Origin of the sequence: Macrococcus bovicus (genome assembly GCF_030376725.1) — a bacterium.
In the GTDB taxonomy this organism is placed as follows: domain Bacteria; phylum Bacillota; class Bacilli; order Staphylococcales; family Staphylococcaceae; genus Macrococcus; species Macrococcus bovicus.
Map to the genome: position 1 here is coordinate 847,292 of NZ_CP128470.1, position 18,984 is coordinate 866,275.

Annotated in this window: 18 protein-coding genes; 14 read left to right on the forward strand and 4 right to left on the reverse strand. The window is 47.0% G+C overall.

The window, feature by feature from the left end; translation table 11 throughout:
* The first annotated feature begins 5 nt into the window (after nt 1-5).
* From QSV55_RS04750 to QSV55_RS04765, 4 genes are all read left to right on the forward strand, one after another.
* The gene (locus QSV55_RS04750) at nt 6-743 is read left to right on the forward strand and encodes a Stp1/IreP family PP2C-type Ser/Thr phosphatase (protein ID WP_289650900.1); all 738 of its coding nucleotides are present in this window, start codon (nt 6-8) and stop codon (nt 741-743) included.
* Nucleotides 743-2,716 carry a Stk1 family PASTA domain-containing Ser/Thr kinase gene (gene pknB, locus QSV55_RS04755; RefSeq protein ID WP_289650901.1) on the forward strand — a complete coding sequence of 658 codons (1,974 nt, stop codon included), beginning with the start codon at nt 743-745 and terminating at the stop codon, nt 2,714-2,716. The genes QSV55_RS04750 and pknB overlap by 1 nt, the downstream gene beginning before the upstream one ends.
* 132 nt (nt 2,717-2,848) lie before the next feature.
* Nucleotides 2,849-3,757: a hypothetical protein gene (locus QSV55_RS04760; RefSeq protein WP_289650902.1), complete on the forward strand. Its 909-nt coding sequence runs from the start codon at nt 2,849-2,851 to the stop codon at nt 3,755-3,757.
* On the forward strand, nt 3,750-5,030 hold the full coding sequence (locus tag QSV55_RS04765; RefSeq protein ID WP_289650903.1) for a cytochrome P450: 1,281 nt from the start codon (nt 3,750-3,752) through the stop codon (nt 5,028-5,030). The genes QSV55_RS04760 and QSV55_RS04765 overlap by 8 nt, the downstream gene beginning before the upstream one ends.
* A 38-nt stretch (nt 5,031-5,068) precedes the next feature.
* On the opposite strand, the gene QSV55_RS04770 is transcribed toward QSV55_RS04765, so the two are convergent.
* Complete coding sequence (locus QSV55_RS04770) at nt 5,069-5,374, reverse strand: rhodanese-like domain-containing protein (RefSeq protein WP_289650904.1); 306 nt, start codon at nt 5,372-5,374, stop codon at nt 5,069-5,071.
* Between the two features lie 141 nt (nt 5,375-5,515).
* Here QSV55_RS04770 and QSV55_RS04775 point away from each other — a divergent pair, with 141 nt between their 5' ends.
* A complete protein-coding gene (locus tag QSV55_RS04775) occupies nt 5,516-7,519 on the forward strand; it encodes a KUP/HAK/KT family potassium transporter (protein ID WP_289650905.1) in 2,004 nt (667 codons plus the stop codon).
* Nucleotides 7,520-7,552: 33 nt separating this feature from the next.
* Here the strand turns inward: QSV55_RS04775 and QSV55_RS04780 are convergent, their stop codons facing one another.
* On the reverse strand, nt 7,553-8,245 hold the full coding sequence (locus QSV55_RS04780; protein WP_289650906.1) for an ABC transporter ATP-binding protein: 693 nt from the start codon (nt 8,243-8,245) through the stop codon (nt 7,553-7,555).
* A 1-nt stretch (nt 8,246) separates the two neighbouring features.
* The gene (locus QSV55_RS04785; protein WP_289650907.1) at nt 8,247-9,266 is read right to left on the reverse strand and encodes an ABC transporter permease; all 1,020 of its coding nucleotides are present in this window, start codon (nt 9,264-9,266) and stop codon (nt 8,247-8,249) included.
* Nucleotides 9,267-9,346: 80 nt separating this feature from the next.
* On the opposite strand from QSV55_RS04785, the gene QSV55_RS04790 reads away from it, so the two are divergent.
* The 5 genes from QSV55_RS04790 to QSV55_RS04810 are packed head-to-tail and all read left to right on the forward strand — an operon-like array spanning nt 9,347 to nt 13,507.
* Complete coding sequence (locus QSV55_RS04790; RefSeq protein WP_133451982.1) at nt 9,347-10,003, forward strand: response regulator transcription factor; 657 nt, start codon at nt 9,347-9,349, stop codon at nt 10,001-10,003.
* A complete protein-coding gene (locus tag QSV55_RS04795) occupies nt 9,996-11,318 on the forward strand; it encodes a sensor histidine kinase (RefSeq protein WP_133451981.1) in 1,323 nt (440 codons plus the stop codon). The genes QSV55_RS04790 and QSV55_RS04795 overlap by 8 nt, the downstream gene beginning before the upstream one ends.
* A gap of 31 nt (nt 11,319-11,349) precedes the next feature.
* Nucleotides 11,350-12,222, forward strand: a complete 873-nt coding sequence (rsgA, locus tag QSV55_RS04800; protein WP_289650908.1) for a ribosome small subunit-dependent GTPase A — start codon at nt 11,350-11,352, stop codon at nt 12,220-12,222.
* A complete protein-coding gene (gene rpe, locus QSV55_RS04805; RefSeq protein ID WP_289651050.1) occupies nt 12,219-12,866 on the forward strand; it encodes a ribulose-phosphate 3-epimerase in 648 nt (215 codons plus the stop codon). The genes rsgA and rpe overlap by 4 nt, the downstream gene beginning before the upstream one ends.
* A 2-nt stretch (nt 12,867-12,868) precedes the next feature.
* Nucleotides 12,869-13,507, forward strand: coding sequence for a thiamine diphosphokinase (locus QSV55_RS04810; RefSeq protein WP_289650909.1), 639 nt, complete (start codon nt 12,869-12,871; stop codon nt 13,505-13,507).
* 47 nt (nt 13,508-13,554) lie between these two features.
* Here QSV55_RS04810 and rpmB read toward each other — a convergent pair whose 3' ends face one another.
* Nucleotides 13,555-13,743: a 50S ribosomal protein L28 gene (rpmB, locus tag QSV55_RS04815; RefSeq protein ID WP_133451977.1), complete on the reverse strand. Its 189-nt coding sequence runs from the start codon at nt 13,741-13,743 to the stop codon at nt 13,555-13,557.
* Between the two features lie 198 nt (nt 13,744-13,941).
* Between rpmB and QSV55_RS04820 the strand changes: the two genes are divergently transcribed.
* The 4 genes from QSV55_RS04820 to QSV55_RS04835 all read left to right on the forward strand — a co-directional run bounded on the left by QSV55_RS04820 (nt 13,942) and on the right by QSV55_RS04835 (nt 18,929).
* Complete coding sequence (locus QSV55_RS04820) at nt 13,942-14,316, forward strand: Asp23/Gls24 family envelope stress response protein (RefSeq protein ID WP_133451976.1); 375 nt, start codon at nt 13,942-13,944, stop codon at nt 14,314-14,316.
* 14 nt (nt 14,317-14,330) lie between these two features.
* Nucleotides 14,331-15,968 carry a DAK2 domain-containing protein gene (locus QSV55_RS04825; protein ID WP_289650910.1) on the forward strand — a complete coding sequence of 546 codons (1,638 nt, stop codon included), beginning with the start codon at nt 14,331-14,333 and terminating at the stop codon, nt 15,966-15,968.
* A 293-nt stretch (nt 15,969-16,261) separates the two neighbouring features.
* Nucleotides 16,262-18,298: an ATP-dependent DNA helicase RecG gene (recG, locus tag QSV55_RS04830; protein WP_289650911.1), complete on the forward strand. Its 2,037-nt coding sequence runs from the start codon at nt 16,262-16,264 to the stop codon at nt 18,296-18,298.
* A gap of 10 nt (nt 18,299-18,308) precedes the next feature.
* Nucleotides 18,309-18,929, forward strand: coding sequence for a class A sortase (locus QSV55_RS04835; RefSeq protein WP_289650912.1), 621 nt, complete (start codon nt 18,309-18,311; stop codon nt 18,927-18,929).
* Nucleotides 18,930-18,984: the final 55 nt, after the last annotated feature.

Below are 18,984 nucleotides of genomic sequence, written 5' to 3' on the forward strand. Positions count from 1 at the left end.
AGAGGATGGAAGCACGCTTTTTCACAGATGTAGGGCATACCCGTGACCATAATGAGGATGCAGGAGGCATCCTGACCAATCATACTGGCCAGCAGCTGCTGATTGTCTGTGATGGCATGGGGGGGCATAACAGCGGGGAAGTGGCGAGTCATTTTGTGGCTACTCGTCTGAAAGAAATCTTTGAACAGGAAAATCTGATTGAATTCAATCAGGCGGAAGAGTGGCTGAAAAATAGAATCGCTGAGATTAATCGTGAATTATATGATAAGGGTCAGCATGAAATAGCCAATCAGGGCATGGGCACCACCCTTGTCGCAGCCCTGCTGTTTGACAAGAAAGTGGTCGTTGCGAATGTCGGAGATTCCCGCAGCTACCTCATCAATGACCGCGAGATGCGTCAGCTGACGATTGATCACACGTTTGTTCAGCATCTGGTGATGGCGGGGGAGCTGACGAAAGAAGAAGCAGCTACCCATCCTCAGCGTAACATCATTACTAAAGTGATCGGCACAGACCGGACAGTGATTCCTGATATCTTTACATTTCCGCTGACGCGTTATGACTATCTGCTGCTGACATCAGATGGTCTGACAGATTATGTGCCGGAAAATCAGGTGCATGACATCATCATGCAGGAAGAGCCATTAGCAGAGAAAGGTGAACGGCTGATCAACCTGGCACTTGAGAGTGAAGTCAGGGACAATGTCTCATTTGTGCTTTGTAAGCTCGGGGGTGTGTTTTAATGCTTGACCATATCATCAGTGAGCGTTATCATCTGACCAAGCTGATCGGCGGCGGTGGTGCAAGCCAGGTTTATCTGGCAGATGACCTTATTTTGGAGCAGCAGGTGGCGGTCAAAGTCATCACTATCCCCGCACATGATAAAGAGCGTGCAGTTCAACGTTTTGAGCGCGAGGTCGAAAATGCGACGACGTTAAGCCATCCCAATATTGTCAAAGTGCTCGATGTGGATGAGGACGACTATCATTATTACTTAGTCATGGAATATATTGACGGTCCGACACTGTCTGATTACATTCAGGAGAAGGGCCGGCTGTCTGTTGAAGAAGCGGTCTACTTCACGAAGCAGATTCTGCGGGGCATCGGTCATGCGCACCAGCATATGATCATTCACCGTGACATTAAGCCGCAGAATATCCTGATGACCCATGATCAGATTCTGAAAATCACGGATTTCGGTATCGCACGTGTACTGAGTGAGACGGCGATGACACAGACGAATCACATCATGGGCTCCGTCCATTATTTATCGCCGGAACAAGCGAAAGGTAAAGCGATCGATGAATCTTCTGATATTTATGCGATAGGCGTGGTTCTCTATGAAATGCTGACAGGTAAACCGCCTTTTGAAGGTGAATCGGCCGTAAGTATTGCCATCAAGCAGATTCAGGAAGCGTTGCCCCTTGTCACTGCGGTGCGGGATGATGTGCCGCAAAGCCTGGAAAACGTCATCATCAAAGCGACGATGAAGGAGAAATATAGCCGTTACCGTACAACCGATGAGATGTACAGCGACCTCGCGACTGTGCTGGATGAAAAGCGCAGGGAAGAAGCGCGGTACACCGTAATAGAGGACAAGACGATGGTCATGCCGGCTGTGCAGACAGACAGTGGAAGTGAACGTGTGGAACCGAAGAAGAAAAACCGTTTTCTGCTGCTGTTTCTGCCTCTGCTGCTGCTACTCCTGATTTTAGGAGGGATGGCCGTGTATCTGTTCATGCCTAAAACAAGTTTTGTCCCTGACATCACCGGCCGGCAGCTGAGTGATGGCGTGAAGTTGCTGGAAAAGGAGCATCTACGCAAAGGTCGTGTCATCAATGAGTTCTCTGAACAGTACGAAGACGGCATGATTATTTCGGCAAATCCGTCTGTCGGAGAGAAGGTCAAGGAATTCACTAAAATCAACCTCGTGGTCTCTAAAGGCAGGGAGACGTTCCGCATCAGGAACTACGTAGGTCAGAATATTGAAACCGTCAAAGAAAAACTCTATAAGGCAGGTTTCAATAAAGTGAAGGTCCAGGAAATGGAGAGCGACAAGGCTGTCGGTGACATTCTCAGTCAGAATCTTGCTGAAGGAGAAGAGGTGGAACCGGCGAAGGCGACGATGGAGCTGAAAGTCTCTAAAGGCCATGATGATATCTATATGAGTGACTACCGAGGACAGGATTATCAGTCGGTCAAGGAACAGCTGGAAGCGCAGGGCTTTAATGTGAAAATCAGTGGTGAGAGCTATGATGCCGAGGTTGAGGCAGGCCATATCCTCAGTCAGAGTGCTCTGAATTTAGCGCTGCCGTATGGTTCAACGGTTAGTTTTGAGCTGTCTAAAGGTAAAAAGCCGGAAAGTGAAGAGCCGACGACAGAAGAACCGACGACAGAAGAGCCGACGACAGAAGATGCGACGACAGAAGATCAGTCAGACGACTCTGCAGCCATGGTTAAAAACTATACCTCAACGGTCATCGTTCCATACGGCGGTAGTTTCGAAGGTCCGACAAGCGGCAAGGCCCAGCGCATAGAAATCTATGTCGAGGATAAAGATCATCAGCTGACCGATGTTTACCAGACCATTTCAACGAGCAACAACCAGACCGTGACGATTCCGATGATCATAGAAGAAGGCAAGGCCGGTCGTTATGTCATCAAGATTAACGGCAAGACTTTTGAAAAAGAAACCATCGACTATGATGACATTTAAAAGAGCTTGATCAAGCCATGCTTTTAGCTTCCGCAGCTAATCGCATGGTTTTTTTGTATTTTTAATCAATGTCATGCGTTAAAAGGTCCGTTTAAGGGTAGTAAATGATTGTGAGAAGATGGGGGGACAGCCATGTATGAATACGTAACAATATTTAAGAAAGTGAGATCCATTCTTGAAGAACTTGGATTGAAAGACGATATGGTGAGTGAGAACTATCAGTCCGTCTTTAACAAGCTCAATCCAAATCCTTTCACTTTTCAGCAGGTAATGGTTGATTACCTCGCGGAATTCAATCTGAAGTCGCTGGATTTTGTCGATCAGCGGGACTGGTCGAGCGGCATTCGCGTCAGAAGAAAGGGCGATGTGCTGGTCGTGACAGCAGTCACGGCAGACAGAAGATTTGTAGTCGGCGACTGTATCACTCATTTATCAGGCGATGCGATTCCGCTGCTTGGAGAACGCTATCAGAAGCTATTGTTCAATGAGAGAGCAGACAGGCAGGACTGGCATCCTATTCTGAAGAAGCAGCATGAAGCAACGGTGCTGCGCGGTGACCAGATTTATACGTTCGATCTGAAGGCGTTTGAAGAAGACGGGACGGCAGAAGTTTTTGCACGTGAAGGTTATACGGAGATCATCGTGCATCACATCAGACACCTGTATCAGCTGGAAGCTGGTAAAGAGCCGCTGCTGATTGATCTGCGGGATGCTTACGGGGTGATACCTGAAGAACGCATCAATGTTCTGGCTGAGCGATTCTCAGAAGCCGTGTTCATCGTTGACGCGATGACTAAAGGCAGTGCTGAACGTCTGGTCTCTCAGATAAATAAGCGTCAGCTGGTCGGTCAGGAGACTTACGGCCAGGCTGGACGGCTCTACAGGCAGTCTTTAGGGGAACAGTTCTTCATTTACTCTGAAGGTAAAGATATGACGGTAATCCCGGAGACTGTGGTAGAATTGAACTATGAGACAGATATTGGCAGGGATACTGCCATTCATTTACTAACACAACATAGAGGGGGCAATATTTATGGCTAAACGTATGCCGAAAGTTAAAGGGCTTGATCAAACACTCACTGTATTAAAAGAAGGTTATGAATTTATACCGAACCGCACAAGAAAACTGAATACAAATGTCTTTGAAATGCGTATTCTAGGCGGTAAGAAAGCGGTTGTCATCAGCGGTAAAGAAGCGGCTGAATTATTCTATGACAATGACAAGACTGAGCGGGCGGGGACACTGCCGAAACGACTGGTCAAAACATTGTTCGGTAAAGGTGCGATCCATACCACGACAGGCGATAAACATAAAAACAGAAAATCCTTATTCATGTCCCTTATGACAGACAACAACCTTGAGTATCTGCGCAAACTGACGCGCAACTACTGGTTTGAAGATACTGCACGTCTTCAGGCGATGGACCAGACGAATGTCTATCAGGAGGCTACGCTTGTATTGCTGAAAATAGGTTTCCGTTTTGCGGATGTCCCATTCGATACGCCGGAGCGGATGGAGCAGTATGCGAAGGATATGAATGCGATGGTTGATTCCTTCGGCTCTATCGGCACGGCATATACAGGTTACCGCCGTGCACTGAATGCGCGTGACCGTGTCGAGGATTACCTGGAGAAGCAGATCATCGCGACACGTAAAGGTAAACTTTTCCCTGAGGAAGGGTCAGGTCTATATGAATTCAGTCACTGGAAAGATATGAACGGCAAGCACATGGATTCACGTCTTGCGGCAGTGGATCTGATGAATACGATTCGTCCGCTTGTAGCGATCAACCGCTTCATCTCCTTCGGTGTACTGGCGATGCACGAATATCCGGGTGAACGTGCACGCGTCGCTCAGAATGATAACAGCTATGCTTACAAATTTGCACAGGAAGTCCGTCGTTATTATCCATTCGTGCCGTTCCTGCCAGGTAAAGCGAAGCAGAACATCACCTTCGAAGGCTATAAGATTGACAAAGATACCATGCTGATCCTGGATATCTTCGGCACACTTCACAGTGAATCATTATGGGAGAATGCGGAACAGTTCTATCCGGAACGTTTCGAGAACTGGGACGGCAGTCCATTCGATCTCATTCCTCAAGGCGGAGGCGATTACTATACCAACCACCGCTGTGCGGGTGAGTGGATGACCATCATCATTATGGAAGAAACGATGAAATACTTTGCCCGGGACATCCAGTATGATGTACCGCCGCAGGACTTCACTGTAGATCGCACTAAATTACCGGGCCAGATCAACAGCGGCATGATTATTGAGAATATCCGCAATAATTTTGACCGTCGTCGTTAATACAGAAAAATCCGCAAACTTCTGTTTGCGGATTTTTTTTATTGCTCTATTTCACCTTGCCAGCTGTCCATGCCGCCTTCAACATTCGTGACATCATATCCTAGATCATGCAGATAATGTGCAGCTTTCTCTGAACGCATTCCGCGCTGACAGATGACATAATAGTTTGTGTCTTTCTTCAGTGAGTCTGCGCGTTCTGAAAGTTCCGATAAAGGATAGTTAAATGATTCTTTGATATGCCCGGCAGCATATTCCTCTTTCTCCCGGACATCTAAGACCACATCGTCTGTCCCGACTTGCAGCGCTTCTTGCAATGCAGCTGCTGTAACTGATTTTAATGTCAACTTGATCACCTCTTTAAAATATTGTGTTGCTATAATATTATACCCTGATGGGTTTAGCATTATCCAAAAAAGGGGATTGAACATTGTTTGTGCTAGGCGTATGATATGGAAGTCATTTAAATTATATAAACGAGGTCTACTATGAAAACAGAAAATACAGGCAACCGTTTTAAACTGGCGATGATGCTTGTCGCTATAGGAATTGTTTATGGTGATATCGGTACATCACCACTTTACGTTATGAAGGCAGTGGTTGAGACGAACGGCGGCATGGAGGCGATGACAGAACGATATATTATCGGCTGTCTCTCACTCATCATCTGGACGATCACCCTGCTGACGACCATTAAATATGTGCTGATTGCCATGCGTGCAGATAACCACGGCGAAGGAGGAATCTTCAGTCTCTACACGCTCGTGCGACAAAGACGGAGCTGGCTGATAGTGCCTGCTGTCATTGGAGGAGCAGCATTACTTGCTGATGGTATTTTGACACCCGCTGTGACGGTGACATCTGCCATCGAAGGGATTCAGGAGATACCAGGTCTTAAAGACTCTGTTCTGTCTGAGCAGCGGTATATACTGGCGATTGTCATTGCGATCATCACACTGGTTTTCTTTGCCCAGCGATTTGGTACGGGCAGTATCGGTAAGATCTTCGGACCCTTTATGTTCATCTGGTTCAGTATGCTGGGTGTCTTCGGTATTATGAATATGACAGCTGACCTGTCTGTTCTAAGAGCGCTTAACCCGCTCTATGGTATTGAGATTCTATTCGATGACAGCAATAAGATGGGGCTGATGATCCTCGGCACTGTCTTCTTGGCGACAACGGGAGCAGAAGCCCTCTACTCGGATATGGGGCACGTCGGCAAAGGCGCCATCTACCGGACATGGCCATTTGTCAAACTGATGCTGTTGCTCAACTATTTCGGGCAGTGTGCCTGGATAATCGGACGCATTAAGACGCACGATTTTAAAGCTGGGCAAGTCATCAACCCATTCTTCCAGATCATGCCTGAATCATTTATCTTTATCGGGGTTATGATTGCAACAGGCGCAGCCATCATCGCTTCTCAGGCGCTGATTTCGGGTTCATTCACTTTAGTATCGGAAGCGATCCACTTACGTCTGATGCCGAAGGTGGATATTAAATATCCTTCTACGATCAAAGGACAGATGTATATTCCGTCTGTGACCTTCTTTGTCTGGCTGCTCTGTATCATGGTGGTGCTTTATTTCAAGACTTCTGTCCATATGGAGGCAGCATATGGTTTAAGTATCACGGTGACAATGATGATGTCGACTATCCTGCTCTGGCACTACTTGATCCAGAGAAAGCATCATGCAGCACTTGTGACGCTCGTAATCGGCTTCTTTCTCGTGCTTGAAGCGGCATTTTTCATCTCCAGTCTCGCGAAGTTTATGCATGGGGGTTATATCGCCGTTCTGATCTCTCTGGCCATCGCACTCCTGATGGTGGTCTGGTACAAAGGTTATCAAATCAAGGACCGCAGAACATATGATATCAATATCGATCTCTTTAAAGGACAGCTTGAACAGCTGTCACATGATAAGCGGTTCCCGAAATATGCAACCAATCTCGTCTATCTCTCGACAACAGATGATATGAAAATGGCGGAAAAACAGATCTTTAAATCTGTTCTGGACGGCATTCCGAAACGTGCCGATATCTACTGGATTGTCAACGTCAAGGTTTCTGACCAGCCCTTCCAGGTCAATTATCAGATAGAGGACTTCGGAACGAACAACGTCTTTAAAGTCCAGCTGATACTCGGTTTCAGGATGCATCAGAATGTCAATCTCTACATCAAGCAGATTGCAGCCAGAATGCTGAAGAATGGCTGTATACCGGAACAGCACCGTACTTACGGAACCAATCCGGCGCTCAGACTGGCTGATTTCACTTACATTATCTTGCAGGATGACCTGCCGATTGATGCGAAGATAGCATGGCGCGACCGCTTGATCATTGAGACGAAAATCTTTATCAAGAAGTTCACCGCATCACCGATACGCTGGTTTGAACTGCCGTCCAATGAAGTCCACTATGAGACCATTCCTATTTCTATGCCGATCAATAAAGTACCGATGATCAAGCAGATTAAAAAGATGAAGAAATAAATAAGCACAGCACCTGAGGGTGCTGTGCTTATTTTAATTGAAGCTTGCAATCTGGGAAGTCTGGTCGACTAATATACCATCATCCAGCATCAAGAGACGGTCTGCCTTAGAGAAGAGGCGCTGATCGTGGGTGATCATGATGCAGACGGTATTCGATGATTTGACACGTTGTTTCAGCATATCCACCACTTCCAGTGCCCGCTCCTTGTCAAGGCTCGCTGTCGGTTCATCAGCTAAAATCATCTTAGGCGCATTCATGAACGCCCGGGCAATCGCTGTCCGCTGTTTCTCTCCGCCTGACAGCCGGTTCGGATAGGCTGTCGCGCGGTGCGTCAGACCGAAGTCCTGCAGCAGGGTAGCGGCTCTTTCTGATGCTGCCTGAGCCGACATCCCGTTTTCCTTTGCGACTGCAGTCAGCTGATCTTTGACGTTCAAGTAGGGCAGTAGGTGAGAAGACTGGAAGATGAAGCCGATATCGCTGAGCCGCATGGCCGTCATCTGCTGGTCGCTTAATGACTGCCATGAACGGCCGTCCAGCACGATTTCTCCGGAAGTAGGGGTCAAGAGCCCGCCGATAATGGTGAGTAGCGTGCTTTTTCCTGAACCGGATGGGCCGTAGAGGATGACAATTTCACCGTCCTGCACATTGAGATTGATACCTTTCAGCACTTCTGTAGCTTGCTCGCCTGTGCCGTAAGTTTTAGTGATTTCTTTGATTTCGAGCATCTTATTCGCCTCCTAAAGCAAGTTGCGGGTCGATACGAATGACCTTGATGAGTGACAGTAATGCGCCGACAAGACCGACGACGAAGAATAACGCAGCAAGTAGAGCGATGAGCTGATTATTTAAGAAGAACGGCATGGTAACAGGTAGCTGGCTGGCAATAACAAAAGTCAGACCGATCGCCACAGCGACACCAATAGTCGTAATGATCAGGATTTCCAGCAGTATCATACCAGCAATCTTAGCATTTCTGAAACCAATCGCCTTCAAGATGCCATACTCAGTTGTTTTCTGGATGGTGATGACATAGAAGAAGGCGGCGATGACTATCGCGGAGATCACGAACAGAAAGATGACCATCAAGTTCAGTGGCAGCTGTTCCGCCTCGTAACTTGCGATGCCTTTCTTCAGATCATCAGCTGAAATGACCTTTGCGTCCTTCAGGTTACTGACAGCATCCTGATTGACAAGACCGATATTCGGCTTGATAGCAGGGTTGATTCTTTTGATACCGTCTTCTGTCATGTAGCCGACAGCCGTATGCGCATACATATTGTCTTGAACATAACCGGTGACTTTATAGTGAATATCTTTATTTTTGACCTTGATCGTATCGCCGATTTTGATGTCCTTCTGCAGATAATCATCGATAGCAACCTCATTTTTATTCGCGGGCATTCTTCCTTCGGCGATTTCAGGTTTGGCATCTTTCATATAGACAGCTGCAAGCCCGGTATTGTTCTCAAATGTGGCAAGCTGCATGGACAGAAGGGGGATATCCTGATTCTTCAGTTCTTTGATGTCCTGGTCGGATAACTGGGAAGCGGTCAGTGAGTGATTGGCGTCATCACTGATAACGTAGTGGCTGCTGTTCAGCTCTTCAATCAGTGAGATATTATCTTTTCCGAGTCCTTGTGCTAAACTTGAGACAAAGAGAACAAGAAAAGCGAGTAGGAATAAAATAGCGGTAATCATGGCATATTTAAATTTATAGTATTTAAGTTCCTGCAGTGCGAGTTTCATGGGTCAACATCCTTTCATTGTTTGAATATACACTGATTATAGAAGGGTTATATGAACGGAATATGAACGGGAGGTAAAAAATGAAAAAAATATTGGTAGTGGATGACGAACGTGCCATCCGTGAGATGGTAGCACGCGGATTGCAGCAGTACGAAGTGCTGCTTGCGGCAGACGGTGACGCCGCGATCCAGCTACTTGATCATGAGAAAGTGGATCTCTGTATAGTGGATGTCATGATGCCCGGTATGGATGGTTTTGAGTTATGTGACCATATTAAGAGGTACTACGAGAAGCCGGTCATCATGCTGACAGCGAGAAGTGAGCTAAGTGATAAACGCTCTGCCTTTGAAGCAGGAACAGATGACTATGTGACGAAGCCGTTTTTAGTGGAGGAACTGGCGTTCAGAGTGAATGCGATACTTAATCGCTATCAGGCGCAGTCTGTGCTGACGTTCGGTCGTATGCAGCTTGATGTCGATAGCTATGAAGTGACTGTCGGAGAGGATACGCTCTATCTGCCGCGAAAAGAGTTTGAGCTGCTGGCGGAACTCGTCAGATTAGCGCCGAAAGTCGGCAGCCGTGAACAGCTGATTGAACATGTCTGGGGATTTGATTTTGACGGTGATGAACGCACGATTGACGTCCATATCAAGCGGCTGCGCAAAAGGCTTGCCGCCTATCCTGACTTTGAGATACTGACTGTCAGAGGGGTCGGCTATAAGGTGCAGCATGTTTAAGAGGCTGTCGACCCATTTTGTTGTGTCCACCCTCTTCACCTTCTGTCTGAGTGCGCTTCTCAGCTTTATCATCGCCAACGTCTACTATCATCTGTTCCTTAAACCGGCGAATGATGAGCGCATCACTCAGATCGTCAGAGAACAGAAACATTTTATCGAATCACATCCTGAGATTGAAGCGACGACTTTCTTCTCACAGATGGCGTCGCTGAATTTTCAGGTGATGACAGTGCAGGACCATACAGTGCGTTACTACGGCACACCATTTCGGGTCAGGAATCTGGAGGACAGTCACAAGGGTATCTATCACGGGATTAAAGACCGGCCGTTCAACTTATTCATCACAGGCTTTTTTGACAATGAGACGCGCAACACAGTCGGGATGGATATGAGAGTCGCGGGTGAGGACTACCGCGTATATATCAGGCCGGACGTCGGTCAGAGCATGGGCGAGTTCCGCATATTTCTTGCCATCTTGCTGGTCTATATCTTCATTTTCACGGTGTTTTTCATTATACTGAGCGCAGGTTATTTCGTGAATCCGGTGAAGAAACTGCAGCTCTATGCGAAACGGATACGGTCGGGTGATTATAGTGACCAGTCGTCTATTACTAGACGCGATGAGATCGGGGAACTGGCCCGGGAGATGGAGGAGATGTCCATCGCCATTCGTCATCATCAGGCGGTCAACGAACGGTTTGTGGCCAATGTCAGTCATGAAATACAGTCCCCCATCACTAATCTGATCGGCCTCACTGATCAGCTGGCAGAGCGTTACAACAGCGAGACCATAGCAGCGATCCAGCATCAGTCGAGACGCCTCAGCGGGCTGACGAAACAGCTGCTGACCCTGGCGGCCATTGAGAATGAAGGCAATGAACTGCAGCTGGAAACATTTAGCGGCAGAGAGATGATGAAAGAAGTCATCAACACCTTCATGTTTCAGCTGGACGAAAAAGAGCTGCTGCTGACGACACATTTTGATGACAGCGAGCTGACCGCACATAGAGCGCTCTTTATGCAGCTGGTGACGAATCTTTTGTCCAATGCGATTAAATATTCGAAGCAGGAAGGTGCGATACTGATCACCTTGAAGGAACGGGTCATCACGATTACAGATGAAGGTGAAGGCATGGATGATAAGACGCAGCAACACTTGTTCGAACGTTTCTTCAAAGCGAAAAGTAACGAGGATCATGTACCGTCGAATGGACTCGGCATGGCTATCGTCAAAGAGATTGCTGATCTGCATGGTTTCAGAATAGAGGTTCAAAGTTCAGTGAATCAGGGGACGACCATAACGGTTATATGTTAAAATAGGACTAATTTAATGAAGAGGTGACTTAGTGAGAGAAGGATTAATCTATAAAGCGTTAAGTGGATTTTATTATGTCGAAAGCGAAGGAGAAAGCTTCCAGTGCCGGGCGAGAGGCGTCTTCAGGAAGAAAGGTCTTTCCCCGCTGGTCGGAGATAGAGTGAAATTTCAGATTGAAAATGAAGTGGAAGGCTATATCACAGAACTTCTGCCGCGACAAAATGAGCTTGTCCGGCCACCGGTAGCAAATATCGACCAGGTCCTGGTTGTCATGAGCGCAAAGGAACCGGCATTCAGTCTTAATCTGATTGATAAATTTCTGGTCATCGTTGAAAGTTACGATATTACACCGAGCCTGATAGTGACGAAGCAAGATCTGCTGTCACCAGCCGAGGAAGCCTTTATTCAGAGCAGGCTGGATTACTATCAGTCTATCGGCTATAAGACCTATCTGATTTCGAACCTGGAGGATCAGTCAGCGATGCTTCACATGCTGGTGCCGGGTATCAATGTGCTGAGTGGTCAGTCAGGCGTCGGTAAATCATCTCTGATCAATGCGGTGCGGCCGGAATCCAATCTGGAGACGGGTGTGATCTCGAACGCGCTGAACCGCGGTAAGCATACGACGCGTCATGTCGAGCTCATCAAGACCAGTCAGGGCTATATTGCGGATACACCGGGCTTCAGCTCCCTTGATTATGCCCATATCGACAAGTATATGCTCAAGAACTGCTTTCCTGAGTTTGTGGCTGCGGCTGACGACTGCAAGTACCGCGAATGTCTGCATGTCAATGAACCTAAATGTGCGGTGAAGGCCCAAGTAGGTGAGTCTATCCTTCAGTCCCGCTATGACCATTATCTGCAGATGATGAATGAAATTGAAACGAGAAAGGTGAGATACTGATGAAAATAGCACCTAGTTTACTGTCCTGTGACTTCACTGAACTGAAAGAGGAAGTCAGACGGCTGGAAGAAGCAGGTGTCGACTACCTGCATTTTGATGTCATGGATGGCCGTTTTGTCCCTAATATCTCCTTCGGTCTGCCTATTTTAGCGCAGCTGAGGGAAATAACGGAGCTGACGATTGACAGCCACCTGATGATAGAAGAGCCGGAACGCTATATAGAGGCTTTTGCTGAAGCGGGCAGTGATATCATCACGGTTCATATTGAAGCGACTCGTCATATCCACCGGGCGATTCAGCAGATTAAACAGACGGGTAAAAAAGCGGGGGTTACGCTGAATCCAGGTACGAGTGTCGAGCAGCTGCTGCCGGTGCTGCAGGAGGTCGACCTTGTGCTGGTGATGACGGTCAACCCGGGATTCGGCGGCCAGTCATTTATCAGCAGTATGGCCGATAAAATCCAGTTTCTCGCAGACTACCGGATGCAGCATCGGCTGGACTTTGAAATAGAAGTGGATGGCGGGGTCAATGAACAGACGGCAGCAGTCTGCCGGCAGGCTGGGGCGGATGTGCTGGTAGCCGGCTCGTATTTCTTCGGCCATGAAGATTATCAGACACCGACATCTATTTTAAGAGGTGAATAATATTGGACTTACATCTATTATGTACAGCACACAACTTCAACAGGCGCACATTGGAGGAGCTGAAAAATGAAGACTGGATCGGCATTGATTACGGTGCACTGATGCTGGTTCAAGCAGGCATCAGACCGATCGCGGCATTCGGGGATTTCGATTCACTGACAGACGATGAGCTCAGCACTTTGCAGGCCGAGCTGGATATAGATGTGCTGCCGTCTGAAAAGAATGAGACCGATCTTGAGGTGGGGATTCAGTATACGCTTACGCTCGACTATGACCGCGTCTTTATCCACGGCGCGACAGGCGGCAGAATGGATCATTTTCTCGGCAACCTGCAGACACTGTTGAACAAGGAAGTGATGTTATCTGCCAGCGAATTCTTTATGGTCGATGATGTCAATGTGATTCAGGTGCTGCCGACAGGGACTCATATTATCCAGCGTTACCAGGATATGACCTATATCTCCTTTATTCCGGTTGAAGCAGGTGTCTTTCTGACGATTGAGGATCTGAAGTACACTTTACCGCGTACACAGCTGGAAATGGGGACCACTCGGACGGTGTCCAATGAATTTGTGACGGACCGGGCGCAAGTGATAGTGGAGAATGGCATGGTTTATATGATTCAGAGTAAAGATGCATAAAAAAAAGACCTTCCACACAAAGGTCTTTTTTTGTATCTATATATGCATTAAACGCGAGTGACTTTACCTGATTTAAGTGCACGAGCTGAGACCCATACACGTTTAGGTTTACCATCGACAAGGATTCTAACTTTTTGTAAGTTAGCGTTCCAGCGACGTTTGTTCGCATTCATAGCGTGTGAACGGTTATTACCCGTCACAGCTTTACGACCTGTAACGTGACATACTTTAGCCATGTTATTTCCTCCTTTAATGACATATAGAGATACACTTATCTTTCCACACCATAGTAATTTAACACAATATTTATTGCATTGCAATGATTTTAACGTCAGTTTTCTCCGTTACGTGTTCATTTTTGCCACAATACTTGTATATGAAGCCGTTTATTGCTTATAATAACATGATGAATCAATTAAATGAGGAGGTTCCTTATGACTTTAGAAATCAACAATGAATACGGCAGTATTGATATTTCAAATGATGTCATCGCAACGATTGCTGGTGGCGCTGCTGTTGAATGTTACGGAATCATCGGGATGGCCAGTAAGCATCAAGTAAGAGATAATATCGCTGACATCCTAAGACGGGATAATTATTCTAAAGGCGTCATCGTCACGCAGCATGAAGGTACACTCGCTGTAGATATGTACATTATTGTCGCATATGGTACGAAGATCTCTGAGATTGCCAATAATGTACAATCAGTCGTCAAATATACGCTAGAAAAAACACTCAATCTCAAAGTGAACTCAGTGAACATATATATCCAGGGCGTACGTGTCATTCAACTGGATGAGGAAGAATAGGGAGGATCTTATTAATGAACAAAATCGATGGCAAGCTATTTGCTGAAATGATTGCTGCAGGGGCAAATAACTTATCACAAAATGCAGAGTATGTGGATTCTCTGAATGTTTTTCCGGTACCGGATGGTGACACAGGAACCAATATGAATCTGTCAATGTCTTCAGGTGCAAAAGAGACAAAAGAACATATCGAGGCCCATATCGGCAATGTAGGGAAAGCCTTCTCTAAAGGATTACTGATGGGTGCACGCGGTAATTCAGGCGTTATTTTATCTCAACTGTTCCGCGGCTTCTCAAAATCAATCGAATCATGTGAGGATATCGATGCGAAAAAGTTTGCGAAGGCCTTCGATTCCGGTGTTAAGACAGCATATAAGGCAGTGATGAAGCCGGTTGAAGGGACGATTCTGACAGTCGCGAGAGAGGCAAGTGAACACGCCACTGAAATCGCTAAATCGACAGACGACGTCATCGTGGTGATGGAGGCGATTGTGGAAGCGGGGAATGCCTCACTCAAACGGACACCTGACCTGTTACCTGTCCTGAAGGAAGTAGGCGTTGTCGATAGCGGCGGACAGGGTCTTGTTTATGTTTACGAAGGGTTCTTAGCAGTCATGAAAGGTGAAAAAATCGCTGAACCCGTCAACGTGAAAATGGATGAGAATTTCATCAATGACGATCACGATTTCGGTGATGTGGTTAAAACTGAAGATATCGTTCCTGGCTTCTGTACGGAATTCATGGTGCGTTTTAAGTCAGGTATGAAGCCATTTGACGAAGATGAGTTCAGAAATGATATGGCGCAGTTCGGCGATTCACTACTCGTTATCTCTGATGATGAGATCGTTAAGACACACGTCCACTCTGAAACACCGGGTGAAGCGCTGACTTATGGTAGTCAGTACGGCGAGATCATTAAGATCAAAGTTGAAAATATGCGTGAACAGCATCGTGAAGTACTGCGTAAACGCGGCATCAAGCAGCAGGCGAAGGTCGTAGACAAGGCCGTGATCACGATCTCCATGGGTGAGGGGATCACGCAGCTCTTTGAATCGATCGGTGCGACACATGTCATCAGTGGCGGCCAGACGATGAATCCTTCAACAGAGGATATTGTCAAAGTCATTGAATCATCTCAATGTAAAGAAGCGATTATTCTGCCGAACAATAAAAACATCATTATGGCGGCTGAACAGGCTGCGAGTGTCGTGGATATTCCGGTGGTCGTGATTCCGACTAAAACCATCCCGCAAGGTCTGTCCGCATTGCTCAGCTATACACCGGAAGCTGAACTGGAAGAGAACAAGGCAGCGATGGTAGAGGCGATCAGTCATGTGAAATCAGGTTCAGTCACATATGCTGTCCGTGACACTTCAATCGAAGGCGTGGATATCGCAAAAGGTGCCTATATGGGTCTCTTTGAAAGTAAGATAACAGTGTCGGACTTTGACCAGACCAAAGTCTGCGAGGAGCTCCTCAAGACGATGATTGATGAGGACAGTGAAATTGTCACCATTATCGCCGGAGAAGAAACAGACGAAACACAGGTCAATGCCTTAACTGATTACATTGAAGCGCAGTATGAAGATGTGGAAGTAGAAGTTCATCAAGGTCAGCAACCTATCTATAGTTTTATCTTTGCTGTTGAGTAATGAAATATCGAAAAGCTGTTTCCTCGGAAACGGCTTTTTACTTTTTTTGCAAAAAATATATGTTACCATTTAATTATACATTAAATGGGAGGTTCATCATGCAGGAGGATAAGAGTACTTACTATGCTTTGATTGCGGCCACTCTTACCACTATCATCGTACTTTTCATCATCAGCCAGAACTGGCTAGGCTGAACCATCAGTGGATCCCTTTAGACTGTTCACGCTGATTATGTCATAATGGACTTAATATAAAGACTATGTTAAGGATTAGGTTGTATAAAGAGGGATGGCATGACTAAACAACATCTGATTGAAACAGAACGACCGCTGACAGATCTTAAAGGAATCGGTCCGCAGACAGTCCTAAAGCTCAATGACTTAGGACTTTTTACGATGAGCGATATTATTATGCATCTGCCTTACCGCTATGAAGATGAAACGGTTATCAATATCAATGAGGCAGCAGACGGAGAAAAAATCACGGTGACAGGTGAAATCTATAGTACGCCGCGTGTCAGCTATTTTGGGCGCAGTAAGTCTAAAATCATGTTTCATATGCTGGTGGACGGGGTGGCGATCCGAGTAGAATATTTTAATCAGCCGTATATTAAACATCAGATCAATATAGGGGACACTGCGACAGTCACAGGGAAATGGCAGCGAACGAAGCAGATAATCCAAGGGACGAAGTTCAGCAAGGCAGCCGCATCAAGTGAGAACGCACTTGTCCCGCAGTACAGCCTGAAAGGGCTGGTGAAACCTAAGCAGTTTCAGAAGTTTGTCGGCCAGGCTTTTCAGGCGACGGATATCACACCGATGATACCGGCCTATCTGATGGAGAAGTATAAGCTCTGGGACTTGAAAGAATCTCTTCTGACCCTGCATTTTCCTGAGGATTATCAGGCGCTGAAGCAGGCGAAGCGGACATTTGCGTTCTGTGAGCTGTTCCTCTTTCAGCTGAAAATGCGTATGCTGAATCAGACAGAACATGCGGCGGGGCTAGCTGTCAGCATTGATTATGATATTCAGGCAGTCAGAGCTTTTATTGAAACGCTGCCCTTTGAATTGACAGAGGCCCAGAAAAAAGTGGTCAATGAAATTTTTCGCGATATTAAACTGCCGATGCGTATGAACCGCCTTCTGCAGGGAGATGTGGGCTCGGGTAAGACGGTTGTCGCAGCCATCGCCATGTATGCACTGCTGACAGCTGGTTATCAGAGTGCGCTCATGGTACCGACTGAGATTCTGGCGGAACAGCATGCAGAAAGTCTCGCTGGTCTTTACGGTGACCGGGCACGCGTGGCGCTTCTGACGAGTTCCGTCAAAGGGAAAAGACGACGGATCCTGCTCGAACAGTTGGCAGCGGGTGAAATAGATGTCATTGTCGGGACCCACGCCTTAATACAGGACGAAGTCATTTTCCATCGTCTGGGGCTGGTCATTACGGATGAGCAGCATCGCTTCGGGGTCAATCAGCGTAAGCGGCTGCGGGAGAAAGGCGATGACGCCAACGTCCTTTTCATGACAGCGACACCTATCCCGCGGACGCTTGCTATCTCTGTATTCGGGGAGATGGATGTCTCAACGATCAAGGAGCTGCCGAAAGGCCGGAAACCGATTGAGACATCCTGGGCCCGTCATGAGGAGATGGAGACTGTCCTTGCCCAAACGAAACAGGAGATTGCCAAGGGACGTCAGGCGTATGTCATCTGTCCGTTGATTGAAGCGTCTGAGAAACTGGACGTGCAGAATGCGGTTGAAATTTATGAGACCTTCAAAGGACATTTCGGCGAGCGCGTCGGCCTCCTTCATGGTCGGATGTCTTCAGAAGAAAAAGATGCTGTCATGGCTCAGTTCAGCCGTCATGAACTGGATGTCCTGGTGTCAACGACCGTCGTTGAAGTAGGGGTGAACGTCCCCAATGCGACGATGATGATCATAATAGATGCAGAAAGGTTCGGCCTGTCAACGCTGCATCAGTTGCGCGGACGTGTCGGACGGAGCTCGCACCAGAGTTACTGCATCTTGATCAGTAACCCCTCTACTGAAACAGGCATAGAGCGGATGCAGATCATGTGTCAGACAACAGATGGTTTCCTGTTGTCAGAGAAAGACCTCGAAATGCGGGGTCCAGGCGACTTCTTCGGTGTAAAACAAAGTGGTCTGCCGGACTTCAAAGTCGCGAATATTGTGGAAGATTATCGGATGCTCGAAGTGGCTCGTGACGAGGCAAGTGAAATAATATTAAGTGGTAAGATTGATGACCCAGAGAATGTCTGGCTGAAGAAAAGAATGCTGCTCGAAGTCACTACACTTGAAATGGACTAGGAGATGAATGATGAGAATTTTTTACAGGATTTTAGGATTGCTGTTGATTGCGGCAGCTGTTGTCATGTTTTTCTGGCAGGATATACGTGCGCTGGTCACGGACCAGGTGAACGACAAGATCATCCAGGCCTATGAAAAGAATGAAGCCTCTCCGGAAGTCAATGACCTGGAGAAATGGATCACAAAAACAGAGCCGGAGAAACTGAAGCTGACAGAAGATATGCTCGGCTATCTGAAGATCCCGGCTGCAGATATCAATGAGCCCTTATTAAAAGGGCCGGCCACACAAGTGAATTTGAAAAACGGTGTCACGCTCGTCGAGAAGGGCGAGCAGCTCAGTGAGCAGAATGTCGCGATTGCAGGTCACCGCGTTGAGGGTGCCGGTATCCGTTTCAACTATCTGGATCGAGCGAAGAAAGGGGATATCGTGACGATTCTGACTCGTGACGGTGAGAAGAACTATAAGATCTATGATATTTTTGATGTTAATCCTTCGCAAGTCGACGTGCTGAAAGAGCATAAAGGCAAACCGCAGGAGCTCACGCTCATCACCTGCGACAGCTATAATCCGGATACATTACTATTTGAAAAGCGCATGATCGTGAAAGCACGCATCGTGACATCAGCTTAAGCTCCTTTTCAGGAGCTTTTTTCAGTTATTGTTTAACAAAATAGCGTAAGTTATG

Coding starts and splice junctions, on each gene's coding strand:
- pknB (WP_289650901.1), top strand. CDS start 743: ATGCTTGACCATATCATCAGTGAGCGTTATCATCTGACCAAGCTGATC.
- rpmB (WP_133451977.1), bottom strand. CDS start 13,743: ATGGCTAAAGTATGTCACGTTACAGGTCGTAAAGCTGTGACGGGTAAT.
- recG (WP_289650911.1), top strand. CDS start 16,262: ATGACTAAACAACATCTGATTGAAACAGAACGACCGCTGACAGATCTT.
- QSV55_RS04780 (WP_289650906.1), bottom strand. CDS start 8,245: ATGCTCGAAATCAAAGAAATCACTAAAACTTACGGCACAGGCGAGCAA.
- QSV55_RS04760 (WP_289650902.1), top strand. CDS start 2,849: ATGTATGAATACGTAACAATATTTAAGAAAGTGAGATCCATTCTTGAA.
- QSV55_RS04750 (WP_289650900.1), top strand. CDS start 6: ATGGAAGCACGCTTTTTCACAGATGTAGGGCATACCCGTGACCATAAT.
- QSV55_RS04820 (WP_133451976.1), top strand. CDS start 13,942: ATGACTTTAGAAATCAACAATGAATACGGCAGTATTGATATTTCAAAT.
- QSV55_RS04775 (WP_289650905.1), top strand. CDS start 5,516: ATGAAAACAGAAAATACAGGCAACCGTTTTAAACTGGCGATGATGCTT.
- QSV55_RS04835 (WP_289650912.1), top strand. CDS start 18,309: ATGAGAATTTTTTACAGGATTTTAGGATTGCTGTTGATTGCGGCAGCT.
- QSV55_RS04765 (WP_289650903.1), top strand. CDS start 3,750: ATGGCTAAACGTATGCCGAAAGTTAAAGGGCTTGATCAAACACTCACT.
- QSV55_RS04825 (WP_289650910.1), top strand. CDS start 14,331: ATGAACAAAATCGATGGCAAGCTATTTGCTGAAATGATTGCTGCAGGG.
- QSV55_RS04795 (WP_133451981.1), top strand. CDS start 9,996: ATGTTTAAGAGGCTGTCGACCCATTTTGTTGTGTCCACCCTCTTCACC.
- QSV55_RS04785 (WP_289650907.1), bottom strand. CDS start 9,266: ATGAAACTCGCACTGCAGGAACTTAAATACTATAAATTTAAATATGCC.
- QSV55_RS04790 (WP_133451982.1), top strand. CDS start 9,347: ATGAAAAAAATATTGGTAGTGGATGACGAACGTGCCATCCGTGAGATG.